Origin of the sequence: Enterobacter sp. 50588862, from assembly GCF_001462935.1 — a bacterium.
GTDB classification, from domain to species: domain Bacteria; phylum Pseudomonadota; class Gammaproteobacteria; order Enterobacterales; family Enterobacteriaceae; genus Enterobacter; species Enterobacter bugandensis.
In genome coordinates, this window is the sequence record NZ_LNHM01000007.1 from 234,237 (window position 1) to 258,959 (window position 24,723).

The window sequence follows — 24,723 nt, forward strand, 5'->3', positions numbered from 1 at the left end:
CTGAGGATATACCGTTGAAACGCCGTCTGTTTATTGCTGTTTCTTTACTCGCATCGAGTGTCTCATCTGCTTTTGCGGCCGAACCACTGGACTTTTCGCCGCAGCCTCCGGCCATCCAGGCTGGCTCCTGGGTGCTGATGGATTACACGACTGGTCAAATTTTAACGGCGGGCAACGAACATCAGCAACGTAACCCGGCGAGCCTCACCAAACTGATGACGGGCTATGTGGTCGACCGGGCTATTGATAGCCACCGCATTACCCCGGATGACATTGTCACCGTAGGGCGTGACGCGTGGGCAAAGGGCAACCCGGTTTTTGACGGTTCGTCGCTGATGTTTCTGAAAGAGGGCGATCGCGTCACCGTGCGTGACTTAAGCCGCGGTCTGATTGTCGATTCCGGCAACGATGCCTGCGTGGCGCTGGCCGATCACGTGGCGGGCGGGCAGCCGCAGTTTGTGAAGATGATGAACGACTACGTGCAGAAGCTGAACCTGCGTGATACGCACTTTGAAACCGTCCACGGTCTGGACGCGCCGGGCCAGCACAGCTCGGCCTATGACCTGGCCGTGCTCTCCCGGGCCATCATTCACGGTGAGCCAGAGTTTTATCATATGTACAGCGAAAAGAGTCTCACCTGGAACGGCATCACCCAGCAAAACCGTAACGGCCTGCTATGGGATAAAACCATGAACGTGGACGGCCTGAAAACGGGGCATACCTCAGGAGCAGGCTTTAACCTTATTGCCTCCGCGGTGGACGGTCAGCGTCGTTTGATTGCGGTGGTGATGGGCGCGGACAGCCCGAAAGGGCGCGAGGACCAGGCGCGTAAGCTCCTGCACTGGGGACAACAGAACTTCGATACGGTGCAGATCCTGCATAACGGTAAAAAAGTCGGAACAGAGCGTATCTGGTACGGCGATAAAGAACAGGTGAAACTGGGCACCGCCCAGGACTTCTGGCTGGCCCTGCCGAAAGCGGAAGTACCGAACATCAAAGCCAAATACGTGCTGGATAAAAAAGAGCTGGAAGCACCGATTGCCGCGCATCAGCGGGTCGGGGAGATCCAGCTCTATGACCGCGACAAAGTCGTGGCGCACTGGCCTCTGGTCACTCTGGAAGCCGTTGATAAGGGAGGCGTATTCTCACGCCTGAGCGATTATCTTCACCACACGCTTTAACCGCTGATGGGCAGACTGGCAGGGTTGCGAGTCTGCTCACATAATAAACACTCCTCGTTTGCCGATAATAGAAATTCTGCTTTATAGTGTATAAATATACAGTGCCAATCGGAGGCAGCATGGACTACAGCATCAAGCAGCAACAGAAACGTAAGATTGCGGGTTTTCATCTTGTTGGGCCGTGGGAAAAAACGGTCAAGCAGGGCTTTGAACAGCTGGTCATGTGGGTAGACGGGCGTCACATTGAGCCGCTGGAGTGGGTGGCGGTCTATTACGATAACCCCGATGAGGTTCCGGCAGAAAAACTGCGCTGCGATACGGCCGTTACCGTACCGGATGATTTCGTCATCCCGGAAAACAGCGAAGGGGTGATGATGACCGAAATCGCGGCCGGTGATTATGCCGTGGCGACGGCGCGCGTGGAAAACTACGACTTTGCAACCCCGTGGTATCAGTTCTTTAATTCCCTGCTGCAGGATAATAAATATCAGATGGTGCTTAAGCCCTGCTTTGAGCGCTATCTCAATGATGGCAACGCGGACGGCTACTGGGATATTGAAATGTTTATCGCGGTAGAGCACAAAACGGTTTAAGCCTGCTCAATGAAGGGTTTTTCAGCCGGGAGCGATCCGCCCGGCTGAAAACACAGTACAATTGTGATTTGCCGTGTTGCTGGAGAGCGGGTGTGCGTCCCGACAAATCATTAACCCCTTTTGAAATTCGCTTATATAAACATTACCGCGTGGTGCACGGGTGTCGCATCGCGCTGGCGTTCGTGTTGACCTTTGTACTGGTCAGGTTGCTGGATATACCGGAAGGAACGTGGCCGCTGATCACGCTGGTGGTGGTGATGGGGCCAATCTCATTTTGGGGAAACGTTGTCCCGCGCGCCTTCGAGCGAATAGGTGGTACCGTGCTTGGCTCTGCCCTGGGGCTGATTGCCCTGAAGCTTGAGCTCATCTCATTTCCAGTGATGCTGGCATGGTGCGGTGCCGCCATGTTCCTGTGCGGCTGGCTGGCGCTGGGCAAACGGCCTTATCAGGCGCTGCTGATTGGTATCACTCTCGCGGTCGTGGTCGGCGCGCCAGCAGGGGATATGACCACGGCGATGTGGCGAAGCGGGGATGTTATTCTGGGCTCGCTGCTCGCCATGCTGTTTACCGGCATCTGGCCGCAGCGGGCTTTTCTGCACTGGCGTATCCAGATGGCTAACTACGTCACGGCGTTTAACCGCGTCTACCAGGCGGGGTTTTCACCGAATCTGGTTGAGCGTCCCCGGCTGGAAAAGCATCTGCAAACCATCCTCAACGACGTGGTCAAAATGCGCGGCCTGATAGTACCAGCCAGTAAAGAGACCCATATTCAGAAAGCGATTTTCGAAGCTATCCAGACGGTCAGCCGCAATCTGGTGTGTATGCTTGAACTGCAAATCAACGCGCACTGGGCCACGCGTCCCAGCCATCTGTTGATGCTTAACGCCCAGACCCTCAAAGAGACGCAGATGATGACGCAGCAGACCCTGCTGACCATCGCCCATGCGCTCTATGAAGGCAACCCGCAGCCCGTGCTGGCGAACAGCGAGCGGCTCAATGAAATCGTGGCGGAACTGAAGCAGTTAATCAACGAGCGGCAGGGCGATAACGTGGCGGAAACGCCCATTCACGGCTATGTCTGGCTGAGCCTGGAGCTGGCGCGACAGCTTGAGCTGCTATCGCACCTGATTTGTCGGGCGCTGCGCAAATAAAACGCGGATGTGACGCCTGCTGCTTCGATTCAGCAGCAATTGGGGTTATGATAGCTTTAAACGATATAGCCATTGTCATTCGCAGCCGCTGTCAGTAAGGTTATTGTTACAGCGGTTGCTTTAACGAATCCGAATCTCACATTATCAGGGGTGTAAAAAATGGAAACTATCAAGCCTTCGTTCCAGGATGTTCTGGAATTCGTCCGCCTGTTCCGCCGCAAAAACAAACTGCAGCGTGAAATCCAGGACGTTGAGAAGAAGATCCGTGACAACCAGAAACGTGTTCTGCTGCTCGACAACCTGAGCGACTACATCAAGCCGGGCATGAGCGTTGAAGCTATTCAGGGCATCATCGCCAGCATGAAGAGCGACTATGAAGACCGCGTTGATGATTACATCATCAAAAATGCCGAGCTGTCCAAAGAGCGTCGCGACATCTCCAAAAAGCTGAAAGTGATGGGCGAAATCAAAAACGCCGAAGCTAAAAGCGAATAATCGCAGCGAATTGTGAAAAAGGCTCTCTGGTGACAGGGAGCCTTTTTTATTTGACGATCAACGGTCCGCTGGTTTGTAGGTCGGGTCATGCGCGGCCGCCAGCCGACAATTTTATCTACTATAGAAAAGCAAAAAGCCTGCTACAAAGCAGGCTTTTTAAATTTGGCTCCTCTGACTGGACTCGAACCAGTGACATACGGATTAACAGTCCGCCGTTCTACCGACTGAACTACAGAGGAATCGTTGTGGAGGCTTATCTTAGCGGCGAAAAAACTTTTGTCAAACCTGATCTTAGGGAAAATCGACTGATTGCCGATTCTGTCGTCAGTTTGTTGTAAATACACACATCTTTTTCAGGAAAATACTTTGCAGGATTAGCATTTCTCCCCCATCATTTGAAATGGAGTTTCAACTATTCTCGCTAAGGTCCATTTTGAACGTCACTGCCCCTCTGCGCCAGGCGATCGTGCGCACGCCATGGTACGCAAAACGTAAAAGCTATCGTGTTCTGTTCTGGCGTGAAATCACCCCTCTTGCCGTGCCTATTTTCCTGGAAAATACCTGCGTTCTGCTGATGGGAGTGCTGAGCACCTTCCTGGTAAGCTGGCTGGGGAAAGAGGCGATGGCGGGGGTCGGGCTGGCAGACAGCTTTAACATGGTGGTGATGTCATTCTTTGCCGCCATCGATCTCGGGACGACGGTTGTGGTGGCCTTTAGTCTCGGCAAGCTGGATCCCAAACGCGCGCGCGAGGCTGCACGTCAGTCGCTGATGATCATGACCCTCTTTTCGATTGTTCTGGCGGCGGTGATCCACTATTTCGGTAAAGAGATTATCGATTTTGTCGCCGGGGAAGCCACGAACGAGGTCAAAGACCTGGCGCTGACCTATCTCGAAATGACCGTCTTAAGCTATCCGGCGGCGGCCATCGCGTTGATTGGCAGCGGCGCGCTGCGCGGGGCAGGTAACACCAAAATCCCGCTGCTGATCAACGGTGGGATGAATATCCTGAATATCATCATCAGCAGCGTGCTGATCTACGGCGCGTTCTCGTGGGATGGTCTGGGGTTCGTCGGGGCCGGGCTGGGATTAACCATATCACGCTATATCGGTGCGGCGGCCATCATCGGGGTGCTGATGACGGGGATTACCCCCTCGCTGCGTCTTACGCTTAAGAGCTATTTCCGGCCCTTTAATTTCGCCATTATCTGGGAAGTGATGGGGATTGGTATTCCCGCGAGCATTGAATCCGTGTTGTTCAACGGCGGGAAGCTGCTCACGCAGATGTTTGTCGCCGGAATGGGCACCGACGTTATCGCCGGTAACTTTATCGCCTTCTCCATTGCCTCGCTGATTAACCTGCCGGGTAACGCCCTTGGGTCGGCATCAACCATCATCACGGGGAAACGGCTCGGGAAAGGGCAGATAGGCCAGGCGGAGCGGCAGCTGCGCCATGTGTTCTGGCTGTCGACGATTGGGCTGACGCTGATCGCCTGGGGCACCGCGCCGTTTGCCGGGCTGATGGCCGCGTTCTATACCCACGAAGATGACGTGAAAGAGGTGGTGAAGATCCTTATCTGGCTCAACGCCGCCTTTATGCCCATCTGGGCGGCATCCTGGGTGTTGCCTGCCGGGCTGAAAGGGGCGCGCGATGCCCGTTTTGCCATGTGGGTGTCCATGCTTGGCATGTGGGGGTGTCGCGTTGTGGCGGGCTATACGCTGGGCGTGGTGCTGGGCTGGGGCGTGGTGGGCGTCTGGCTGGGGATGTTCCTTGACTGGGCCGTACGCGGGGCGCTGTTCTACTGGCGCATGGTCAGTGGGCGCTGGCTGTGGAAATATCCGCGACAAAATGCCTGACAAATGCGCGAAATGGAGAATAATTCGGCAAACGATCGGAAATATGCATTCTGCCTTTGACATCATCGGGGAGCATCGATAATATGCGCCCCGTTCACACGATTCCTCTGTAGTTCAGTCGGTAGAACGGCGGACTGTTAATCCGTATGTCACTGGTTCGAGTCCAGTCAGAGGAGCCAAATTTGAAAAGCCTGCTTTTGAAGCAGGCTTTTTGCTTTTCTGCGTCAGGTAAATGCAAAACGGCAACTAGGTTGCCGTTTTTAGTGTTTTCACCCTCTCCCGTGGGAGAGGGATGGGGTGAGGGCATCATACCGCACGAAATTACACACGAACCGGCGCCGTTGCCTCCTTGAGCCACGAACGCGCCTCGCTATTCACCAGCGGTGACAGCGCCTCCCGTACCTGCTGGTGATACTCATCCAGCCACTGCTTTTCCTGCTCGCTCAACAGCTGCAATTCCACTTGGCTTAGATCGATCGGGATCAGCGTCAGCGAGGCGAACCGGCAGAACCCCGGACGGCTCTCCACTATCTCCACTTGGTTTTCAATACGAATACCGTGGCTATCGCCCAGATAGTATCCCGGTTCAATCGTCATGATATTGCCTGCCACCAGCGGCCACGGGTTGACCTTTTTGGCGATGCGATGCGGGTTTTCGTGGATCAGAAGCTGGTGGCCCACGCCGTGCCCGGTACCGTGATCGTAATCCAGCCCCATCTCCCACAGCGGACGACGCGCGAAAGCATCCAGCTGGTGCCCCTGCGTACCGGAAGGGAACTGCAGGGTAATCAGCGACAGAAAACCTCTCAGCACGGCGGTGTAGTGCAGACGCTGCTGCGAGGGGACATTACCCCACGCCAGCGTGCGCGTGGCATCGGTGGTGCCGTTAGCGTACTGACCGCCCGAATCGTTCAGGTAAAAATGGTTATGGCCGATGGGCTTGTTGCTGGCCTCGCTTGAATGATAGTGGCACATCGCCGCATTGCTCGAAGAGGCGGAAATGGTCGCGAAACTCTGCTCGATAAAACCGGGCTGCTGTTTGCGAAATGCCAGCTGCTGCGCCTGCACTTCCAGCTCCGTTAGCGGTTGTCCCGCCGCCGCACGCAGCGGCACTTCGCGGCTCAGCCAGGCCAGGAAGTTGACCCACGCGGCGCCGTCCTGGAGATGGCACTCGCGATATCCTGCCAGCTCGACCGGGTTTTTGGTAGCCTTAATGAGGGTAATGGGATCGGTTCGCCAGACAATTTCACCGCGCGGTTCAATGGCAAAGCGCAGGGCCACCGGCGCGGAGTCGGCATCAACCATCACCCGCTTCCCTTCAGCAAGTTGCTGACAGCGTTCAATAAAGGTGTCCTGTGGCGCAATCGTGAAGGCGTTCAGAACTGCATCAGGGAGTTCTGCGAGCTTATTGTCGTTAACAAACCACTCAACGCGGCCGTCGCGACCGAGCAGGGCAAATGAGAGCGGTACCGGACTGGTGGGGATATCTGAGCCGCGCACGTTGAGCAGCCACGCAATGTTATCCGGCAGCGTAACGGCCAGGTAGTCAGCGTTGTTCGCGGCCAGCACGGCGGCAACGCGCTGACGTTTGTCTTCGCTGCTTTCACCGCTTATCGCAACCGGCATCTCACGGATAAGCCCCGCCGGTGCGGCAGGGCGATCGGTCCATAAGGCGTCAAACGGTGACGCGTTCAGCGGCACGAGCGCGCACGGTGTGGCAGACAGCTGCGTAAACTCGGTATTCGTCATCAGCATTGGGTCAAAACCAATGCGTGTGCCCGCCGCGACGTTTGCTGTCAGCCAGTCTGCCAGCGGCTCGTTGTGCAGATGGTGGATCTCAACCTCATCCATATTCACCTGAACGCGGGCCTGCACCTGATAGCGCCCGTCGACGAACAGCAGCGCTTTATCCCTCAGTACCAGCGCGACGCCAGCAGAGCCGTTAAAGCCTGTCAGCCAGGCCAGCCTTTCGTCGTTCGACGCGCAATTCTCGCTTTGCCAGGCATCGGTGCGCGGAACGATCATCCCGTCGAGGCTGTTTTCCTGAAGCCACTGACGCAGGGCAGAGAGCGGAGTAGGGGTGTGCATGGTTTTTCCTTATTGTTATTAGCGGAACGGCGGCTCGTTGAAGGTGCGCAGCTTGCGTGAATGCAGTCGGTCGCCTTCCGCCCGCAGCAGGTCGATGGCGCGAATGCCGATCTGCAAATGTTCGGAAATCGCCCCTTCATAGAAACGGTTGGCCTGACCCGGCAGCTTAATTTCGCCGTGCAGCGGCTTATCGGACACGCACAGCAGCGTGCCGTAAGGAACGCGGAAGCGATACCCCTGGGCGGCGATGGTGGCGCTCTCCATATCAATCGCCACCGCTCGGCTCAGGTTGAAGCGCAGCGCGGAGGCGGAGTAACGCAGCTCCCAATTGCGGTCATCCGTCGTCACTACCGTACCGGTACGCAGGCGCTGTTTGACCTCTTCACCCGGCATGCCGCTGACCTCTTTGGTGGCGTCGTAGAGCGCGCGCTGTACTTCGGCGATGCTCGGGATTGGGATATCCGGCGGCAGTACCGCATCCAGCACGTGGTCGTCGCGCAGATAAGCGTGGGCCAGCACGTAATCGCCAATCAGCTGGCTTTCGCGCAGGCCGCCGCAGTGGCCAATCATCAGCCACACGTCGGGGCGCAGCACCGCCAGATGGTCACAGATGGTTTTGGCGTTCGACGGGCCGACGCCGATGTTGATCAGGGTGATCCCCTGACCATCGGCGGTGATCAGGTGCCAGGCGGGCATCTGGTGTTTTTTCCACGCCAGATCGGAGATGGCCTGCTCGGGGGCTTCGGTTTCAGCGGTGATCCAGATCCCCCCCGCGCAGGAGAGGGCGATATATGGACTGTCCGGATCAAGGATCTGGCTACAGCCCCAGCGAACGAACTCGTCCACGTAGCGGGTGTAGTTGGTAAACAGCACAAACGGCTGGAAATGCTCGGCGGGCGTGCCGGTGTAGTGGCGCAGGCGCGCCAGGGAGAAATCCACCCGACGGGCGTCAAAGTGCGACAGGGGGGAAAACTCTGCCGGGTGATAAATCCCGTCAGCCGTCTCATCGCCAATCTGTGACAGCTCGGTCGTTGGGAAGTGGCGGGTCAGTCCCGCGCTCATGGAGCGGTCAAGAGTTAGCGCCGAACCGTCAATCACGTACGGGTACGGGATCTCATGCTGTGAAGGCTCCACGGCAATGTGCGCGCCGTAATCCTGATACAACAGCGTTAGCTGCTCTTCCAGATAGGGGCGGAACAGTGCAGGGCGGGTGACGGTGGTGCTGTAGCAGCCGGAGTGGGTAAAACGGGCGTAGGCGCGGGTTTTCGGCGTCGTGCTTGCGCTGCCGTCCCAGGTCACAGAGAGCGATGGATAAACAAAAAGGCCTTCGTTTCTGGCCTTTTGATCGGGAAGTTTCCCCGTTTCGATATATTCGCTGATGGCGCTGCGCAGCGCGTTGACGGACTGTTCATACAGCGCGTCGAGTTTTTCCAGCGCCTGAGCCGGGGTCAGGCTGGAGCCCTTATTATTCATCTCTGTCTCCTTGTTCCACAGGTGTGCGACTCTACCCGATAGTATGTCACACGCCTGTTAAACAAAAGGGAGATCAGGCGTGGCTCGTCCCTTTCATCAGAAGCGCCGTCGCTGCCGACAGCAGGCAGCCGGCCAGCAGATAAATCGCCACGCTGTGCCAGTTACCGCCGGAGAAGGTCACCAGCGCGGCGGCGATAAACGGCGTAAACCCGCCGCCGACCACGCTTGCCACCTGGTAGCCCACGCCCGCGCCGCTGTAGCGGTAGCTGGCACCGAACAGTTCGGTAAACATCGGCTGCTGCACGCAGACCACCATATCGTGGGCGATGTTCGCGAGCATAATGGCGAAGAAGACAATCCAGAACACAGACTGAGCCTCCAGCGCCATAAAGAACGGCCAGGCGCTGAGGGTGCCAATCAGCGCCCCGGTGATATAGACGCGGCGGCGACCAAACCGGTCCGCCAGCCAGGCGAAGCAGGGGATGGTCAGACAGCTGATTCCGCCGACCAGCAGGCCAATATTCAGGAACAGTTCGCGCGGCAGGCCGAGATTCTGCGTCGAGTAATTCAGCGCAAAGGCGGTAACGATATACATCGTCAGCAGTTCGCACAGGCGCAGGGCGATGATTTTCAGAAAAGCGCCAGGGTGCCGAATCAGGGCTTCCATCACCGGCAGCCGTTTTTTGACGGACGGCTCCTCACGCTGTTGCTGTTCGAACTCTGCCGACTCATCCATCCCGTTGCGGATCCACAGCGCGGCAATCACCAGCACGATGCTGAAGATAAACGGGATGCGCCAGCCCCAGCTCAGAAACTGCGCGTCGGTGGTGAGCTGGCTGATTAACGACACCAGCCCTGTAGAAAGTAACAGCCCGACGCCGTACCCCACCTGCACGCCGCTGCTGTAAAACGCTTTCTTGTTTTTTGGCGCACTTTCAACGGATAACAGCGCCGCCCCGCCCCATTCGCCGCCCACGGCGAAGCCCTGAATGGCGCGCAGCGTCACCAGCAGCACAGGCGCCCACCAGCCAATAGCGGAAAACGACGGGAGAATGCCAATCAGCGCGGTGGCAATCCCCATCATCCAGACGGTAAGCATCAGCATCCGCTTGCGGCCAAGCCGGTCGCCGAAGTGGCCGAAAATCACCCCGCCAAGCGGGCGAAACAGAAAGCCAACGCCGAAAGTGGCAAACGCGGCGAGGGTGCCCATCGCGGGGCTAACCTGAGGGAAAAACTCGCGGTTAAACACCAGCGCGGCGGTAATGCCGTAAAGCAGAAAATCATACCAGTCGACGACGGCACCTGCGAAGCTGCCGAGTGCAGCGCGGCGGGCGCGATTCAGCGAAGGTGTCTCCTCGTTGGGACGATCGGAGATGAGGGTGGAGTCCATAGTTATCCTGTCCGTACTGTTTTTTATTATTGGTATAAGAAAAGGTCACTCACATAGCTGCCGTCATATAAACGGAACCTATGAGACTACCGCGACAAAACGCCTGAGAAAACGTTTTTATCTTTCCGGAAGGCGCTGAATAAATAAATTTCATTTTCCCCTGCCTCGAGATAAATCAGTCTGTTTGGCTCCGGTTCGTGCTGAATGGATTACAGTAATAGATACCGCTGCGTGACTAAAGCTGAGGGAAAAACGATGCAACGTAACTTTTCGGCATTCTGGATGGTCCTGTTTTTATTCGCCGCACCGCTTCATGCCGAGCCGAAAGTCTATGGCGAACAGCGTATTAGCGGCTGGTGGAATGCGCTGACGGATGATATCTCCCAGACCTGGGAAGAGCCGCAACGTTACGATCTGTACCTGCCGTTTCTGAGCTGGCACGCCCGCTTTATGTACGACAAAGAAAAAACCGACGAGTACAACGAAATGCCGTGGGGCGGCGGCCTGGGCGTGTCCCGCTATAACGAAGAGGGCAACTGGAGCGCGCTTTTCGCAATGATGTTCAAGGACTCGCACAACGAATGGCAGCCCGCGATGGGCTATGGCTGGGAGAAGGGCTGGTATCTGGATAATGCCAAAGATTTCCGCCTTGGGCTCGGTGCCGCCGCGGGCATCACGGCGCGAGATGATTTTGCAAACTATGTGCCTCTGCCGTTCATCTTCCCGCTGTTTTCAGCTGGCTATAAGCGCGTTACCGTCCAGTTCACCTATATTCCCGGAACGTATAACAACGGCAACGTGCTCTTTGCCTGGCTGCGCTTAGGCTTTTAAAGGGTGATCACCTTTTTTGCCACGGCGTTAGACAATACCAGCATGGAGAAGAGAACAGAGGTGACGAACGTAAGCACAATCAGCGCCAGCTTCATACCGAGAGAGGTCACCGGTATCAGCGCCGTCAGCAGATGAAACACCGAGTAGTGCACAATATATACGCCGGTCATCGTTTTGCTGATGGCGGCCAGAATGGACTCCTTTAATTCAGCATTGCGGCGAAAGCGAACGCCGTTCGCCGCAATCACCAGGGCAATAATCAGGATGTAGATCTGCGAGCCGGTGAGAATAAAGGCGTTTCTGTCGGCCTTAAACAGGGCAAAAAAGAAGTGGCGCTCGTAAAACCAGGTGAAGAGATAGATAAACGGGATGGCGACAACCGCCGCCCGGACCACATTTTTGCGGCTTATCCACTCGGCCACTTTTGGGTCGCAGAAGAGCTGCCCGGTCAGATAAAACAGCAGCCATGTCCACAGCCGATACTGCGGCGAAAGCGAAAGGACGTGCGTTTCAGGATAAAGCGCCGATAGCAGATCGTATCCGTAGGAAAAGCACAGCAGAGCAGCAATCGCGCCGCAGAACAGCGCTCTCCGCTGGCTAAGCCACTCCACTGCCGGGTGGAAGGTGTAAATCACCACAAAGGCGAACATGAACCAGGGCTGAATTAAATACCCGCGCTGATAAGGCTCCCAGAGGTAGTAGATCGTTATCCAGAACAGAAAAACAATCACCAGACTTTTTATTTTACCCAGCTGCCAGCGTGTGCCGTGCCGGGATTGCCCGTCGAGATAGCCCGACACCACAAAAAACAGCGGCGTGGCGATGGTCGAGATAAAGGTTAAAAAGCCCAGGATCCAGTGATAGTCATAGTCATAATGATCCCAGGTATTGTAGATGGTGAAGAAGGTGACCGCCGTCATACAGCCCAGCGTCTTGATAATGTTCAGCCCTGTCGCATTCATTGTTGTTTGGCTTCGTCCTTACGATGGAAACACGCATAGATCACGGGGAGTACCAGTAGCGTCAGGATTGTAGCAAACCCCAGTCCAAACATAATCACAACGGCCATGCTCTGGAAGAAAACATCCAGCAGCAGCGGTGCCAGGCCAAGTACGGTCGTGAACGCGGTGAGCAGGATAGGGCGCAGGCGCGAGGTGGCGGCATAAACGATCGCGCTGTGCTGATCCTTGTGCGTTTTCTGCTGTTCAATCTCTTCCACCAGCACGATGCCGTTGCGGATGAGCATTCCGCTCAGGCTCAGCAGACCAATCAGCGCCATAAAGCCAAAGGGAATGCCGGTAATTAAAAATCCTGGCGTGACACCAATCAACGCCAGCGGTACGGTCAGCCAGATCGCGACGGCATTTTTTACCGAGCTGAACATCAGCACCGTAATAACAAACATCACCAGATACCCGAGAGGTAGCGTAGTGAACAGCCCTTGCTGCGCTTCGCTGGAGTTTTCCGCGTCGCCCCCCCACTCGATGCTGTAGCCGTGTGGCAGGGGAAGGGCATCCACCTGCGGCTTCACGCGGGCGAGAATATCACCGGAGGTTTGCTGGCTCAGCGGGTCCGGATCCGTCTGAACCGTCAGTACCCGCGAGCGGTCGCGTCGAAGGATGAGCGGATCTTCCCACTCCAGCGTGAAGCTGCTAACGACGTTACTCAGCGGGATATACTGCTGCCGCGCATGGCTCCACACCAGCACGTTGTTCAGGTGGCTGGCGTCCAGCCTTTCGCTTTCCGGAGGCCTCACCACCACGGGCAGCAGGTCACTGCCTTCCCGATACAACCCCGCCCGGCTGCCGGAGAAATTCATCTCCAGCGCGTTGTCGACGTCCTGCTTATCCACGCCAAGCTCGCGTCCCAGCGCGGCGACGTACTGCGGACGGATCACTTTGCTGCGGTTTTGCCAGTCGTTTCGGACGCTCCCCGTGGCCGGGTCGCGCGCCAGGATATCGTCCACCTGGCTGGCAATCAGACGCAGCCTGTCAGGATCCGGGCCTTTAATGCGCACTTCAATGGCGCTGTCGCCGGAGGGCCCAAACATCACCCGTTTCGTACTGGCGTTGACCTGCGGGTAGTTACGCGCGATGTACTCATCCACGTAGCGCGTCAGCGCGGAGATGCTGCGCTGGTCATCCATACGCACCATGATCTGCGCGTAGTTGCTGTACTGCCGCTGTCCGCTGTAGGTCAGAATAAAGCGCATGCTCCCCTGACCAATGGTCGAGACGGTGGTTTCCACGCCGGGCCGTCCCTTGATGGTTTTCTCAATGTCGCCGGTCATTTTCTCGGTCCATTTGATATCTGTCCCGTAGGGTAACCAGAGGTCGACAAAGAAAATCGGCGTATTGGACGACGGGAAAAAGTTTTGCCGCACCGCGCCAAACCCCCAGACAGACGCGGCCAGCAGGGCGGCCATCACTACCAGCGTCGGCGCTTTATGGTGCAGCAGTGCGTTCAGCAGGTGCTGGTAAAGGCGGTAGAGACGTTTGTCGTAAGGATCTGACTCGTCAGTAGTGTTCGGTGCGCTGTCGTTTTTAAACAACCACCACTTAATCAGCACCGGGGTGAGGGTGAGCGCCGAGAACCAGCTCAGCATCAGGGAAATCAGCAGCACCTGGAACAGAGATTTACAGTATTCCCCGGTGGAATCCTGCGATAACCCGATAGGAGCAAACGCAAGGATGGCGATCACCGTCGCCCCCAGCAGCGGCAGAGCGGAGCGGCGGATGATGTTGTTTACGGCGGTTAACAGCGGGGAGCCCTGCTGCCGGGCAATCAACACCCCTTCGACAATCACGATGGCGTTATCCACCAGCATGCTGAGGGCGATAATCAGCGCCCCGAGCGAGATGCGCTGTAGCTCAATGCCAAACAGATACATAATCAGCAGCGTGCCCAGCACGTTAAGGGCGAGAGAAACCGCGATGATGATCCCGCTGCGTACCCCCATAAAGATCAGCAGCACGCCGATGACAATCGCCAGCGCCATCAGGAAGTTAATAATAAAACCGTTAACAGAATGGCCCACTTCGGCTGCCTGATCGTAAAACAGATCTATCTGTATGCCTGCCGGTTTTTCCGCCGACATCTGGTTTAGCTTCGCCTCAAGCGCGTGGCCCACGTCGATCACGTTCACGCCGGGAATAAACGAGACGCCCATGGTGACGGCTTTTTTGCCGTTGGCATGGTAGATACTGGCGGGCGATTCGTTCAGCCCGCGCGACAGCGTGGCGATATCCCGCAGGCGCGTCGCCGCCCCGGTACCGGAAGGCGTGATGATGAGATCCGCCAGTTCATCAAGATTCTCGAACTCACCGGTGGGGTGTAGACGAATGGATTCGCTGCCCGAGGTGATTTCTCCGGCGCTGGAAACGACGTTGAGCCTGCTGAGCAGGGCGGAAAGCTGGTTCAGCGTAATGCCGCGCGCGGCCATTTTGGTCAGAGAGATATCGATGTTGATCTGTTGGCTAATGGCCCCGCCGATGGCGACCTTCGCGACGCCGGGGACCAGAATCAACGCGCGGCGCAGCTGCTCCGCATATCTCACCAGTTCAGGATTACTGAATTCATCCCCGGAAATGGCGAAGAAGAAGCCGAATACGTCGCCGAAATCGTCATTCACAAAGGGCGTGACGACGCCGGGCGGGAACTGACGCGAGGCATCGCCCACGCGGCGGCGCAGCTCATCCCAAATCTGCGGCAGTTCGTTCGAGTGATAGCGTGAAGCGATGTTAACGGTGATTTGCGACAGCCCGTTTGAAGAGATGGAGCTCACGTTGTCCAGATAAGGCAGCTGCTGAAGGGCATTCTCCAGCGGCAGCGTCACCTCTTCTTCAACCTGCTGAGCGGATGCGCCGGGGTAGTGGGTGATCACCACTGCGGTTTTGATGGTAAAGGCGGGATCTTCCAGCCTGCCGATATTCAACAGGGCGAAAATCCCCCCAATGCCCAGCAGCAGAATCGTTAGCCAGACGCGAACCGGGTTATTAATAAATTGACGAGTGATATCCATTACAGTCCCCGCTCACGCGTCCAGATACGCACCGGCTGGTTAGCATGGAGCTCTCCCACGCCTGCGGCCACCACGCGCTCGCCCGCCTTAAGCCCGCTGGTGATCGTCACGCCTTCGGTTATCACTTGCCCCACGCTGACCTTGCGGTCTTCAAGATGGATCGTGTCGCCTTCTCCCGCCACAACCCAGACGTGCGGCTCATTGCGTGGGCTGTTGTCCGGGTTAAAGACGGCCTCAACCGGTACAACCAGCGCCTGAGCGCCCGCGCCAGCCGGGAGGTTGGTTAAATTGATGGTAACCGTACCGCTTACGCCACCGACGGCGGGAAAATCATCTGGTCGCGGCATGGTCAGTATCACCTGCCAGGTCAGGGTATTACTGTCGCTGCTGCCCGAGTGCTCTTTGTAGACGGCGGTAAATTCCCGATCCGGAATGGCGTTAATTCTCACTACCGGACGATACTGCGCGTTGCGGATATCAAAGGTCTTAAACAGGTTTTCAGGGATGCTGAACACCACGTCAAGCAGATCGGTGCGGGTTAACGTCGCGATGGGCTGACCGGCAGACACCACCTGATGGTTTCGGACATGTACGCTGGCCGCCGTCCCGCTGAAGGGGGCGACGAGCGTCATCTGATTCAACTCTTCTCGGGCAATCTGCAGCGCCGCATTCGCCGAATCGCGGTTCGCACGCTGCACGTCCATTTCGGCTTTCGAAATCGCCTGGCGGCCCGCCAGCGTCTGGAAGCGATCGAACTGCCTCTGGGCCAGCGTCGCCGCCGTCTGCCTGTCGTTAACCCGCTGCTGGGCTTCACGGGCGTTCAATCTTGCAAGCTGTTGGCCCTGCTTGATGGCTGCGCCCTGACGCACATCGAGCGCTTCAATTTGACCAGCGCGCTTGAAGGAAAGGTCTGTGGCATCGCCCGATTCAATGCGGGCGGGAAAAACGCGCTGCTGGGCATGACCGGGAACCGTCACCTCCGCCACTTTAACCATTCTGGGCAGGGGGGAGGCTTGTTCAGGTTTAGGATCGCACGCTGTGAGCGTTAACAAAACGAACGGTAAAAGAGAGAGGTAGCGGTTCACTGTATTCCCCTAATAAATAACTGTTTTATTTATTCCATAACCTGGACAGGGGTGACACTATTCTGCCAGAACAGTGACGACCATATAGGTAAATAAACCAATCGCCGTGCTGGCGATAATGGCAAGCGCAATAAACATACCCAGTCGGATCAGGCTTATGCCATACATACATTCCTCCATGAGCCGGAAGCGGTAACTCACTATGAGCATAGTCGGCGAAAAGATAAATGTTAAATAACCATTAGCAGCGGGGACGCGCTAAACCTGAAATTCCTGTGCTACGTTTAATATTATTCATCTCTTTTACCGTAACTGGCATTAAGGGCAACCCCCTGCATTTAATGCGATTTTTTGCTTCATTCACTCTCGTGTTAGTTATAAAAAGGATGCTCGATATGTATAAAAACATTCTCGTTCCGGTGGATGTCTATGAGACAAGCCTGGCGGATAAAGCGTTGCAGCATGCACAGTTTCTGGCGCAAAGCGCATTGGGTGACATTCATTTGCTGCACGTCATGCCAAAATTTTCAGCCGAGCTGACGCGCGGTTTTATTTCAGATGCGCGAAAGATGGATGAATATATGATTAATAATTCAAAAGAAAAACTGTCTGACCTGGTCAAAAAATTGAATATGCCAGAAGAGCGCGTTCACCTCCATGTTCGTAGCGGAAATGTTCGTGATGAGGTTATTAAGCTGGCAGATGAACTTGCTGCTGGCGCGATTATCGTCGGCTCCCGCAATCCAAATATTCAAACCCATTTGTTAGGATCGGAGGCGGCAAGTATTGTCCGTTACGCCCATGTTCCTGTTTTCGTTATTCGTTAATTTCATGAAAGCAAGGTGATTTCTGAATAGAACCTGAGGAAGTAACAATGAAAACAGGAAAACCTGAACGTCCGTATTATCAACAAACCGTTGATGAAACCCTGTCGAATATCCACTCCACTCTGGAAGGACTTAGCGGCACTGAGGCATCAGCCCGACTTCAGCAGCATGGTGAGAATGCGTTACCGCAAAAAAAGGGTAAACCCGCCTGGCTGCGCTTCCTGGCGCATTTTAACGATGTACTGATTTACGTTCTGCTGGTGGCCGCGTTGCTTAAGCTCTTTATGGGCCACTGGGTAGACATGTTTGTGATCCTCGGAGTTGCCATCATTAACGCGCTGATCGGCCATATCCAGGAGAGCAATGCTGAGAAATCGTTGCAGAGTATTCGCAATATGCTCTCCAGCGAAGCCGTGGTGGTACGACAGGGGAATCATGAAACGATCCCCACTACGGCGCTGGTCCCGGGCGATATCGTGGTGATCCGCGCCGGGGATCGTATCCCTGCGGACCTGCGCGTGATTGAGGCGCATAACCTTCGCGTGGAGGAGGCCATCCTGACTGGCGAATCCACCGTTGTTGAGAAAAACAGCGATGCGTTAAGCGGGGAACTGCCCTTAGGCGATCGCTATAATCTGCTCTACTCAGGCACCACCGTCAGCTCCGGCGGCGGTAAAGGCGTGGTGGTGGCAACCGGGGGCGAGACCGAGCTTGGCCACATCAATCAGATGATGTCCGACATTGAAAAGCACCGCACGCCGCTGATGGTGCAGATGGACAAGCTCGGTAAGACCATCTTCATCACTATCCTGGTGATGATGGTAGCGCTGTTCGTCTTTAGCCTCCTGTTCCGGGATATGCCGGTTTCTGAACTGGTGCTGTCGCTTATCAGCCTCGCCGTTGCCGCCGTGCCGGAAGGCCTGCCGGCCATCATTTCCATCATCCTTTCGCTTGGCGTACAGGCCATGGCGCGTCGCAAGGCCATTATTCGCAAGTTGCCCACGGTGGAAACCCTGGGCGCAATGACGGTCATCTGCTCGGATAAAACCGGCACCCTGACGATGAATGAAATGACGGTCAAAGCGGTGATTACCGCTGACACGACCTATCGCGTGGAGGGCGACAGCTACGAACCGGTGGGGAATATTCACCCCGTAGATGACCCGACGCCCGTCAGCGTGACGCAGGGTTCCCTGCTGGAACGCTACCTGCGCACCATTGACCTCTGCAATGACAGCCAGCTGATCAAAGACGAGCAGGGGCTGTGGAAAATCACCGGAGGACCAACCGAGGGTGCCCTGAAGGTGCTGGCGGCGAAAATCCCGCTCCCACCGCTTGATACGGAAATGCGCAGTAAAATCCCGTTTGATTCGCAGTATAAATACATGTCCACGCTCTACCGACTGGGTGAAGAAGAGGCGATTTTAATCACCGGCGCGCCGGACGTCCTGTTCCGCCTCTGCCAGCACCAGCAGACGAATGACGGACTGCAGCCGTTCGATCAACCTTACTGGGAAGGGAAGATTGAAGAGTATGCCCGGGAAGGGCTGCGCATGGTGGCGGCGGCCTGGAAACCTGCCCGCGAGGGACAGCGCGATCTGGATCACCCGGACCTCCATGATGGCGTGATCCTGCTGGGTATTGCAGGAATGATGGATCCGCCGCGTCCGGAGGCCATTACCGCGATTGCCGACTGTCTGCAGGCCGGGATTCGCGTGAAAATGATCACCGGCGACCACCCGCAAACGGCCATGAGCATCGGGCAAATGCTGGGGATTGGTAACGCCGCAAGCGCGATCACCGGACGCGAGCTGGAGGCGATGGATGACCGTCAGCTGAGCGACGCCGCGCAGCAGTACGATATTTTCGCCCGAACCAGCCCGGAGGATAAATTCCGCCTCGTGCAGGCCCTGCAAAGTAAACAGGAAGTGGTGGGCATGACCGGGGATGGCGTAAACGATGCCCCGGCGCTCAAGCGGGCGGATGTGGGTATCGCCATGGGGATTAAGGGGACTGAGGTCACCAAGGAAGCCGCCGACATGGTGTTAACGGATGACAACTTTGCCACCATTGCCAGTGCGGTCCACGAGGGACGGCGGGTTTACGATAACCTGAAAAAAACGATTCTGTTCGTTATCCCGAGCAACATCGCGCAGGCCCTGCTGATCATCATCGCGCTGCTGGCGGGGAACCTGATTCCGCTGACGCCGGTCCTGATCCTGTGGATGAACATGGCGACGTCGGCAACCCTGTCGTTTGGCCTGGCGTTTGAAGCGGGTGAGAAGGACATCATGAACCGGCCACCGCGCAAGGCGAATCTGCATGTGATGGACGGCTACGCCATCTGGCGCGTGGTGTTTGTCGGTCTGATGATTGCCATTAGCGCCTTCGTGCTGGAAGCCTGGCTACAGCCGCGCGGCTACTCGGCGGAATTCATCCGCACCGTGCTGCTGCAAACCCTGGTGACCGCGCAGTGGTTCTACATGCTCAACTGTCGCGTTAATGACGGCTTCTCGCTGAGCAAAGGTCTGCTGGCGAATAAAGGGATTTGGATCGTGAGCGGCGTACTGCTGGCGCTTCAGCTTCTTATCATTTACGCCCCGTTCATGCAGATGCTGTTTGGTACCGAAGCGCTGCCGTTCCGCTACTGGGTCATCACCTTCCTGATTGGTTTTGTGATGTTCCTTATTGTCGAGGCGGAAAAAGTGCTGACGCGCAGATGGCGCAAAACCGAGGCGTAATAGCGTAAACTGAGAAAGCCTGCCTGAGTCCAGGCTTTCTCTTTTTTGAGCACAGGAAATTATGATGCGATTTACCTGGTTCGTCCTTACGCTGTGTGCCGCTGTACCCGGCGCGTTTGCCGTAACCTATACCTTACCGCCGGAAGGCAGTCGGCTGGTGGGAACCCCGATTACCATCACCGTTCCCGAGCGCAATACGTTACCGCTTGAGGCCTTTTCTGCACAGCACGGGCTGGGGCTCAGCAATATGCTGGAAGCGAACCCGGGCGTGGATCCTTTTTTGCCCAAATCCGGCACCCGGCTGGTCATTCCTCAGCAGCTGATTTTACCCGACACCGTGCGCGAGGGGATTGTCGTTAACGTGGCGGAAATGCGTCTCTACTATTATCCGCCGGGCAGCAATACCGTCGAAGTACTGCCCATCGGCATTGGTCAGGCCGGTCGCGAAACCCCGCGTAACTGGGTCACGGCGGTTGAGCGCAAGCAGGAGGGCCCCACCTGGTCACCTACGCCGAACACGCGTCGTGCCTATGCGGCAGAGGGGAAAACGCTGCCCGCCTTCGTGCCCGCCGGGCCGGATAACCCGATGGGGCTGTATGCGATATATATCGGCAGGCTATATGCCATACACGGCACAAACTCCAATTTCGGCATTGGGCTGCGGGTGAGCCAGGGCTGTATTCGTCTGCGTAACAACGACATTAAATATCTTTTCGATAATGTCCCCGTGGGCACCCGCGTACAGCTTATCGATCGGCCCGTTAAGGTGACCACGGAGCCGGACGGCAGCCGCTGGGTGGAGGTTCACGAACCGCTGTCACGTAACCGGGCGGAATTTGAATCGAGCCGGAAAGTGCCTCTGCCCATCTCCGCCGCACAGCAGACACAGTTGATAAACGAGGGGGCGGGCGCTGAACTGGAACGGCGGTCGGGGATGCCGGTTAAAATCGGCATGTGAAGCCCTTTCGCCCGGTGGCGCTGCGCTTACCGGGCCTACAGTCCCGTAGGTCGGGTAAGGCGAAGCCGCCACCCGACAATTTTACCCGACGCAGAAAAGCAAAAAGCCTGCTTTAAAAGCAGGCTTTTCAAATTTGGCTCCTCTGACTGGACTCGAACCAGTGACATACGGATTAACAGTCCGCCGTTCTACCGACTGAACTACAGAGGAATCGTGTGAACGGGGCGCATATTATCGACCTGCGTTCGCCTTGTCAAAGGGTGGATCAACGCCTTTTGATCGTTTGCTGACAAAATCGGCAAAATGATGTTTTTGACAGCGGAATGCACCGTAATGGTGCGGATATACCTCTAATGGGGCAGATCGTAAACTGCTGTTTCAGTAATAAATCACCCCTCCATGATTAGGTTTCCTTATTTTCAGGCGGTTAGCGAACAATTCAGACCGCACGATAAAAGTGGCATTCATATTGCAAAACCTGTTCAACAACGACAGCCGGTTCCGGCAATGCATTTCGAACAGGGGGCAAAATGAACTTAAGACGACTGAAATACTTCGTAAAAATCGTCGATATCGGCAGCCTGACTCAAGCGGCAGAAGTGCTGCACATCGCGCAGCCTGCGCTGAGCCAGCAGGTGGCTACTCTGGAAGGCGAGATGGATCAGCAGTTACTGATCCGCACCAAACGCGGCGTCACGCCAACGGAAGCAGGCAAGATCCTGTATACCCATGCCCGCACTATCCTGCGTCAGTGTGAACAGGCGCAACTGGCGGTGAACAACGTGGGCCAGACCCTGAGCGGGCACGTTTCTATCGGGCTGGCGCCGGGAACGGCGGCGTCCTCTATCACCATGCCGCTTCTGCAGGCCGTGCGCGCCGAGCTGCCGGAAGTGCTGGTCTATCTGCATGAAAACAGTGGTTTTGTACTGAATGACAAGCTGCTCAACGGCCAGCTGGACATGGCGGTCCTTTACGATCGCTCCCCGGTTGCCGGGATCACCAGCCAGCCGCTGCTCAAGGAAGATCTCTACCTCGTGGGCACCCGCGACTGTCCGGGCCAGAGCGTCGATCTTACCGCCGTGGCAGAGATGAACCTCTATCTGCCGCGCGACTACAGCGCCGTGCGCGTGCGAGTGGACGAAGCGTTCTCCCTGCGCCGCCTGACGGCCAAAATCATCGGCGAAATCGACTCAATCTCCACGCTGACCGCAGCCATTGCCAGCGGAATGGGCGTCACCGTACTGCCGGAATCCGCCGCGCGCTCGCTGTGCGGTGCGGCAAACGGCTGGATGGCGCGAATCACCACGCCTTCGATGAGCCTGCCGCTGTCGCTGAACATGTCCGCTCGCGGCTCGCTGTCGCCTCAGGCGCAGGCGGTAAAAGAGATTTTAATGTCGCTGGTCAGCAAGCCGTCGCTTGAGAACCGTGAGCTCCAGCTCGTGAGCTGATATTCCATAAAAGCATAAGATGCTGGTTTTTATTATTTGTTCTGCAGCTCGGCTGACTCTAACAATAGAGCTATGTCAGATGCGCCGGAGTGAATCGTGAATTTCCAGCAACTTAAAATTATCCGTGAGGCGGCCAGGCGGGACTACAACCTGACCGAGGTCGCCAATATGCTTTATACCTCTCAGTCCGGCGTCAGCCGCCATATCCGCGAGCTGGAAGAGGAGCTGGGCATAGAGATTTTTATCCGTCGCGGCAAGCGGCTGCTCGGCATGACGGAGCCGGGTAAAGCATTGCTCACCATCGCGGAGCGGATCCTCAACGAAGCCAGCAACGTGCGTCGCCTGGCGGATCTCTTCACCAACGATGCCTCCGGCGTGCTCACCATCGCCACCACCCACACCCAGGCGCGCTACAGCCTGCCGCCGGTGATCAAAGCCTTCCGCGAACTTTTCCCTGACGTCCGTCTGGAGCTTATCCAGGGCACGCCACAGGAAATTGAAGGGCTGCTGCAAAACGGTGGGGCAGATATCGGCATTGCCAGCGAGCGGTTGAGCAACGACCCGCTGCTGGTGGCCTTTCCCTGGTTCCGCTGGTACCACAGCCTGTTGCTTCCGGTCGATCATCCGCTGAATCAGGTCTCTCCCCTGACGCTGGAAGACATTGCGAAATGGCCGCTGATTACCTACCGCCAGGGGATCACCGGACGCTCGCGCATAGACGAGGCCTTCAACCGTAAAGGATTAACGCCGGACATCGTGCTGAGCGCGCAGGACTCTGACGTGATCAAAACCTACGTCGAGCTTGGGCTGGGCATTGGCCTGGTAGCGGAACAGTCCAGCGGCGAACGCGAAGACGGGAACCTGGTGCGTCTTGACACGCGTCATCTGTTTGACGCCAACACCGTATGGCTGGGCCTGAAGCGCGGGCAGCTGCAGCGCAACTATGTGTGGCGCTTTATCGAGCTGTGCAATGCCGGGCTGTCGGTGGACGAGATCAAACGCCAGGTCATGGAGCCGGAAGAAGTGGCGATTGATTATCAGATTTAGGTTCGGGCTTGCCAGGTAGCGCTGCCGAATCAGGGGGCAGGGATGTCGTCACTTATTGTAAATTGTGGGGACATGCTGCTGCATCAACTCAACGATCCAGTCAATAAAAACGCGCAGTTTAGCGTTGACGTGGCGGTTAGGCGGGAATGCCAGGTACAGGGGCATTGGAGCAATCCGCCAGCGTTCAAATAACGGAATCAAGGCACCGCGAGCCTGATGTGCTGCCGCCATATAGACCGGCAGCGCAATCACACCCAATCCCGCTAGTCCAGCTTCGAGGTAAGCATTGCCATCATCCACTGCAAGCACATAGTTGCCCGTAATTTCAATACGTTCACTCTCACCGTGCAGCACCAGAGGATCAATCTTACCGGTGCGTGAGGACAAGAATCCCACGATGCGATGGTACGTGTTTTCCAGCTCTCGCGGATGCGCGGGGGCGCCGAGGCGTTCCACATAACTCGGTGCAACGTAAACACCGATTTGCAAATCGCCAACATGGCGCGCGATCAGTGACTGGTCATTGATTTCGCCACCCCGCAGGACGCAATCCACGTTGTCGCCGATCAGATCCACCACCCGGTCACTCACGCCCATGTCGAACTGGATATCAGGGTAGCGCGCGTGAAAAGCCGGTAGCGCGGGCACCAGCACAAGGCGGGCGAGAGGAGTGGGTACATCCACCCTTAACCGTCCCCTGGGCGTCATCGCCGCATTGGACAGGCTGTTTTCAGCATCCTCCATGTCCGCCAGCAGGCGGATGACGCGCTCGTAGTAGACCGCGCCATCGGGAGTGACGCCGAGCCTGCGGGTGGTGCGATGGAGTAGCTTGACGCGCAGGCGCGCTTCCAGCTGCTGAATAAGCTGCGTCACCGTGGTTTTGCTCATATGGAGCGTTTGGGCAGCCTTTGTGAAGCTGCCTGCCTCCACCACGCGAGCAAAGGCGCGCATCGCATCAAAACGATCCATCCCATGTCCTCTCTTTTCACCGATTGTTTGGATATTACAAACAATGATGGACAAAGTCGCCTGTTTATCCCTCTGCTTCAGCAGCTGTAAAGTCTCTTTACGTTCACCGGGCAGAGTTCGCCCCATTACAAAGGTACAAATATGACAACACGCGAAGCCGTTTTTCCCTTCGGGCGCCAGGCGCTCTATGAGCGCAATCGCTATTCACCCGCCATCAAATCTGATGGCTTCTTGTTTGTTTCGGGGCAGGTGGGTAGCCGGGAAGATGGTTCGCCTGAAGAGGATATTAAAGCGCAGATCCGTCTGGCGTTTGATAACCTTAATGCTGTTCTCACGGCTGCGGGCTGCACGTTCGATGACGTGGTTGACGTTACCCTTTTTGTTGTCGATCCCGAGTCAAACCTCGACGCTATCTGGAGTGTCCTGCCAGAATACTGGGGGGAAGCACCTTACCCAACCTTGACCGGGATCGGAGTGACGTGGCTGTACGGATTCCAGTTTGAGATAAAAGTGATTGCCAGGCTACCCTGAGCGTTACGGATCTTTCCGACGGTCAAAAGGCAAGTCAGA

19 protein-coding genes and 3 tRNA genes are annotated in these 24,723 nt (G+C 56.5%); 13 read left to right on the top strand and 9 right to left on the bottom strand.

Going from position 1 to position 24,723, the window contains the following annotated elements:
* Positions 1–14 precede the first annotated feature (14 nt).
* The 4 genes from dacD to APT89_RS01515 all read left to right on the top strand — a co-directional run bounded on the left by dacD (position 15) and on the right by APT89_RS01515 (position 3,420).
* Complete coding sequence (dacD, locus tag APT89_RS01500) at positions 15–1,181, top strand: serine-type D-Ala-D-Ala carboxypeptidase DacD (protein ID WP_060571643.1); 1,167 nt, start codon at positions 15–17, stop codon at positions 1,179–1,181.
* Between the two features lie 119 nt (positions 1,182–1,300).
* Positions 1,301–1,774 (top strand): DNA gyrase inhibitor SbmC, encoded by a 474-nt coding sequence (sbmC, locus tag APT89_RS01505; protein ID WP_041909176.1) that lies wholly within the window; start codon positions 1,301–1,303, stop codon positions 1,772–1,774.
* 92 nt (positions 1,775–1,866) lie between these two features.
* Positions 1,867–2,925, top strand: a complete 1,059-nt coding sequence (locus tag APT89_RS01510; RefSeq protein WP_028013755.1) for an FUSC family protein — start codon at positions 1,867–1,869, stop codon at positions 2,923–2,925.
* Positions 2,926–3,084: 159 nt separating this feature from the next.
* Positions 3,085–3,420: a DUF496 family protein gene (locus APT89_RS01515; protein ID WP_028013754.1), complete on the top strand. Its 336-nt coding sequence runs from the start codon at positions 3,085–3,087 to the stop codon at positions 3,418–3,420.
* A gap of 163 nt (positions 3,421–3,583) precedes the next feature.
* Here the strand turns inward: APT89_RS01515 and APT89_RS01520 are convergent.
* Positions 3,584–3,659, bottom strand: a tRNA-Asn gene (locus APT89_RS01520).
* 161 nt (positions 3,660–3,820) lie between these two features.
* Here APT89_RS01520 and emmdR point away from each other — a divergent pair.
* Both emmdR and APT89_RS01530 read left to right on the top strand, forming a co-directional pair.
* A complete protein-coding gene (gene emmdR, locus APT89_RS01525) occupies positions 3,821–5,275 on the top strand; it encodes a multidrug efflux MATE transporter EmmdR (RefSeq protein ID WP_120787280.1) in 1,455 nt (484 codons plus the stop codon).
* 103 nt (positions 5,276–5,378) lie between these two features.
* Positions 5,379–5,454, top strand: a tRNA-Asn gene (locus APT89_RS01530).
* A 142-nt stretch (positions 5,455–5,596) separates the two neighbouring features.
* Here the strand turns inward: APT89_RS01530 and APT89_RS01535 are convergent.
* The 3 genes from APT89_RS01535 to shiA form a co-directional block, all read right to left on the bottom strand.
* On the bottom strand, positions 5,597–7,363 hold the full coding sequence (locus APT89_RS01535) for an aminopeptidase P family protein (protein ID WP_060571644.1): 1,767 nt from the start codon (positions 7,361–7,363) through the stop codon (positions 5,597–5,599).
* Positions 7,364–7,381: 18 nt separating this feature from the next.
* Positions 7,382–8,836, bottom strand: coding sequence for an AMP nucleosidase (locus tag APT89_RS01540; protein ID WP_041909184.1), 1,455 nt, complete (start codon positions 8,834–8,836; stop codon positions 7,382–7,384).
* A 73-nt stretch (positions 8,837–8,909) separates the two neighbouring features.
* Complete coding sequence (gene shiA, locus APT89_RS01545) at positions 8,910–10,226, bottom strand: shikimate transporter (RefSeq protein ID WP_060571645.1); 1,317 nt, start codon at positions 10,224–10,226, stop codon at positions 8,910–8,912.
* 255 nt (positions 10,227–10,481) lie between these two features.
* On the opposite strand from shiA, the gene pagP reads away from it, so the two are divergent.
* Entirely contained in the window at positions 10,482–11,057 is a 576-nt protein-coding gene (gene pagP / locus APT89_RS01550) for a lipid IV(A) palmitoyltransferase PagP (RefSeq protein WP_041909188.1), read from the top strand.
* Here pagP and APT89_RS01555 read toward each other — a convergent pair.
* The 3 genes from APT89_RS01555 to APT89_RS01565 are packed head-to-tail and all read right to left on the bottom strand — an operon-like array spanning position 11,054 to position 16,163.
* Positions 11,054–12,019 carry an acyltransferase gene (locus tag APT89_RS01555; protein WP_060571646.1) on the bottom strand — a complete coding sequence of 322 codons (966 nt, stop codon included), beginning with the start codon at positions 12,017–12,019 and terminating at the stop codon, positions 11,054–11,056. The genes pagP and APT89_RS01555 overlap by 4 nt on opposite strands.
* Positions 12,016–15,078, bottom strand: coding sequence for an efflux RND transporter permease subunit (locus APT89_RS01560; RefSeq protein ID WP_060571647.1), 3,063 nt, complete (start codon positions 15,076–15,078; stop codon positions 12,016–12,018). Before APT89_RS01560 ends, APT89_RS01555 begins: the two co-directional genes overlap by 4 nt.
* Entirely contained in the window at positions 15,078–16,163 is a 1,086-nt protein-coding gene (locus tag APT89_RS01565; protein ID WP_060571648.1) for an efflux RND transporter periplasmic adaptor subunit, read from the bottom strand. Before APT89_RS01565 ends, APT89_RS01560 begins: the two co-directional genes overlap by 1 nt.
* Positions 16,164–16,558: 395 nt before the next feature.
* Between APT89_RS01565 and APT89_RS01570 the strand changes: the two genes are divergently transcribed.
* From APT89_RS01570 to ldtA, 3 genes are all read left to right on the top strand, one after another.
* Positions 16,559–16,990: a universal stress protein gene (locus tag APT89_RS01570; protein ID WP_045629804.1), complete on the top strand. Its 432-nt coding sequence runs from the start codon at positions 16,559–16,561 to the stop codon at positions 16,988–16,990.
* Positions 16,991–17,037: 47 nt separating this feature from the next.
* Positions 17,038–19,731: a cation-transporting P-type ATPase gene (locus APT89_RS01575; RefSeq protein ID WP_060571649.1), complete on the top strand. Its 2,694-nt coding sequence runs from the start codon at positions 17,038–17,040 to the stop codon at positions 19,729–19,731.
* Between the two features lie 61 nt (positions 19,732–19,792).
* Entirely contained in the window at positions 19,793–20,689 is an 897-nt protein-coding gene (gene ldtA, locus APT89_RS01580; protein WP_060571650.1) for a L,D-transpeptidase, read from the top strand.
* 134 nt (positions 20,690–20,823) lie between these two features.
* Here ldtA and APT89_RS01585 read toward each other — a convergent pair.
* Positions 20,824–20,899: transfer RNA gene (locus tag APT89_RS01585), tRNA-Asn, on the bottom strand.
* Positions 20,900–21,219: 320 nt separating this feature from the next.
* On the opposite strand from APT89_RS01585, the gene nac reads away from it, so the two are divergent.
* On the top strand, positions 21,220–22,137 hold the full coding sequence (gene nac / locus APT89_RS01590; protein ID WP_060571651.1) for a nitrogen assimilation transcriptional regulator NAC: 918 nt from the start codon (positions 21,220–21,222) through the stop codon (positions 22,135–22,137).
* 96 nt (positions 22,138–22,233) lie between these two features.
* On the top strand, positions 22,234–23,184 hold the full coding sequence (gene cbl / locus APT89_RS01595; protein ID WP_041909200.1) for an HTH-type transcriptional regulator Cbl: 951 nt from the start codon (positions 22,234–22,236) through the stop codon (positions 23,182–23,184).
* 48 nt (positions 23,185–23,232) lie between these two features.
* Here cbl and APT89_RS01600 read toward each other — a convergent pair whose 3' ends face one another.
* The gene (locus tag APT89_RS01600; protein ID WP_060571652.1) at positions 23,233–24,153 is read right to left on the bottom strand and encodes a LysR substrate-binding domain-containing protein; all 921 of its coding nucleotides are present in this window, start codon (positions 24,151–24,153) and stop codon (positions 23,233–23,235) included.
* A 141-nt stretch (positions 24,154–24,294) separates the two neighbouring features.
* Between APT89_RS01600 and APT89_RS01605 the strand changes: the two genes are divergently transcribed.
* Positions 24,295–24,684 carry a RidA family protein gene (locus tag APT89_RS01605; RefSeq protein WP_045629800.1) on the top strand — a complete coding sequence of 130 codons (390 nt, stop codon included), beginning with the start codon at positions 24,295–24,297 and terminating at the stop codon, positions 24,682–24,684.
* Positions 24,685–24,723: the final 39 nt, after the last annotated feature.

Bases quoted from the DNA above. Each gene is read 5' to 3' on its own strand.
- APT89_RS01555 (WP_060571646.1), bottom strand. From the start codon at position 12,019: ATGAATGCGACAGGGCTGAACATTATCAAGACGCTGGGCTGTATGACG.
- APT89_RS01535 (WP_060571644.1), bottom strand. From the start codon at position 7,363: ATGCACACCCCTACTCCGCTCTCTGCCCTGCGTCAGTGGCTTCAGGAA.
- APT89_RS01570 (WP_045629804.1), top strand. From the start codon at position 16,559: ATGTATAAAAACATTCTCGTTCCGGTGGATGTCTATGAGACAAGCCTG.
- APT89_RS01515 (WP_028013754.1), top strand. From the start codon at position 3,085: ATGGAAACTATCAAGCCTTCGTTCCAGGATGTTCTGGAATTCGTCCGC.
- APT89_RS01575 (WP_060571649.1), top strand. From the start codon at position 17,038: ATGAAAACAGGAAAACCTGAACGTCCGTATTATCAACAAACCGTTGAT.
- APT89_RS01560 (WP_060571647.1), bottom strand. From the start codon at position 15,078: ATGGATATCACTCGTCAATTTATTAATAACCCGGTTCGCGTCTGGCTA.
- pagP (WP_041909188.1), top strand. From the start codon at position 10,482: ATGCAACGTAACTTTTCGGCATTCTGGATGGTCCTGTTTTTATTCGCC.
- sbmC (WP_041909176.1), top strand. From the start codon at position 1,301: ATGGACTACAGCATCAAGCAGCAACAGAAACGTAAGATTGCGGGTTTT.
- APT89_RS01600 (WP_060571652.1), bottom strand. From the start codon at position 24,153: ATGGATCGTTTTGATGCGATGCGCGCCTTTGCTCGCGTGGTGGAGGCA.
- APT89_RS01605 (WP_045629800.1), top strand. From the start codon at position 24,295: ATGACAACACGCGAAGCCGTTTTTCCCTTCGGGCGCCAGGCGCTCTAT.
- shiA (WP_060571645.1), bottom strand. From the start codon at position 10,226: ATGGACTCCACCCTCATCTCCGATCGTCCCAACGAGGAGACACCTTCG.
- emmdR (WP_120787280.1), top strand. From the start codon at position 3,821: ATGGAGTTTCAACTATTCTCGCTAAGGTCCATTTTGAACGTCACTGCC.
- nac (WP_060571651.1), top strand. From the start codon at position 21,220: ATGAACTTAAGACGACTGAAATACTTCGTAAAAATCGTCGATATCGGC.
- ldtA (WP_060571650.1), top strand. From the start codon at position 19,793: ATGATGCGATTTACCTGGTTCGTCCTTACGCTGTGTGCCGCTGTACCC.
- APT89_RS01540 (WP_041909184.1), bottom strand. From the start codon at position 8,836: ATGAATAATAAGGGCTCCAGCCTGACCCCGGCTCAGGCGCTGGAAAAA.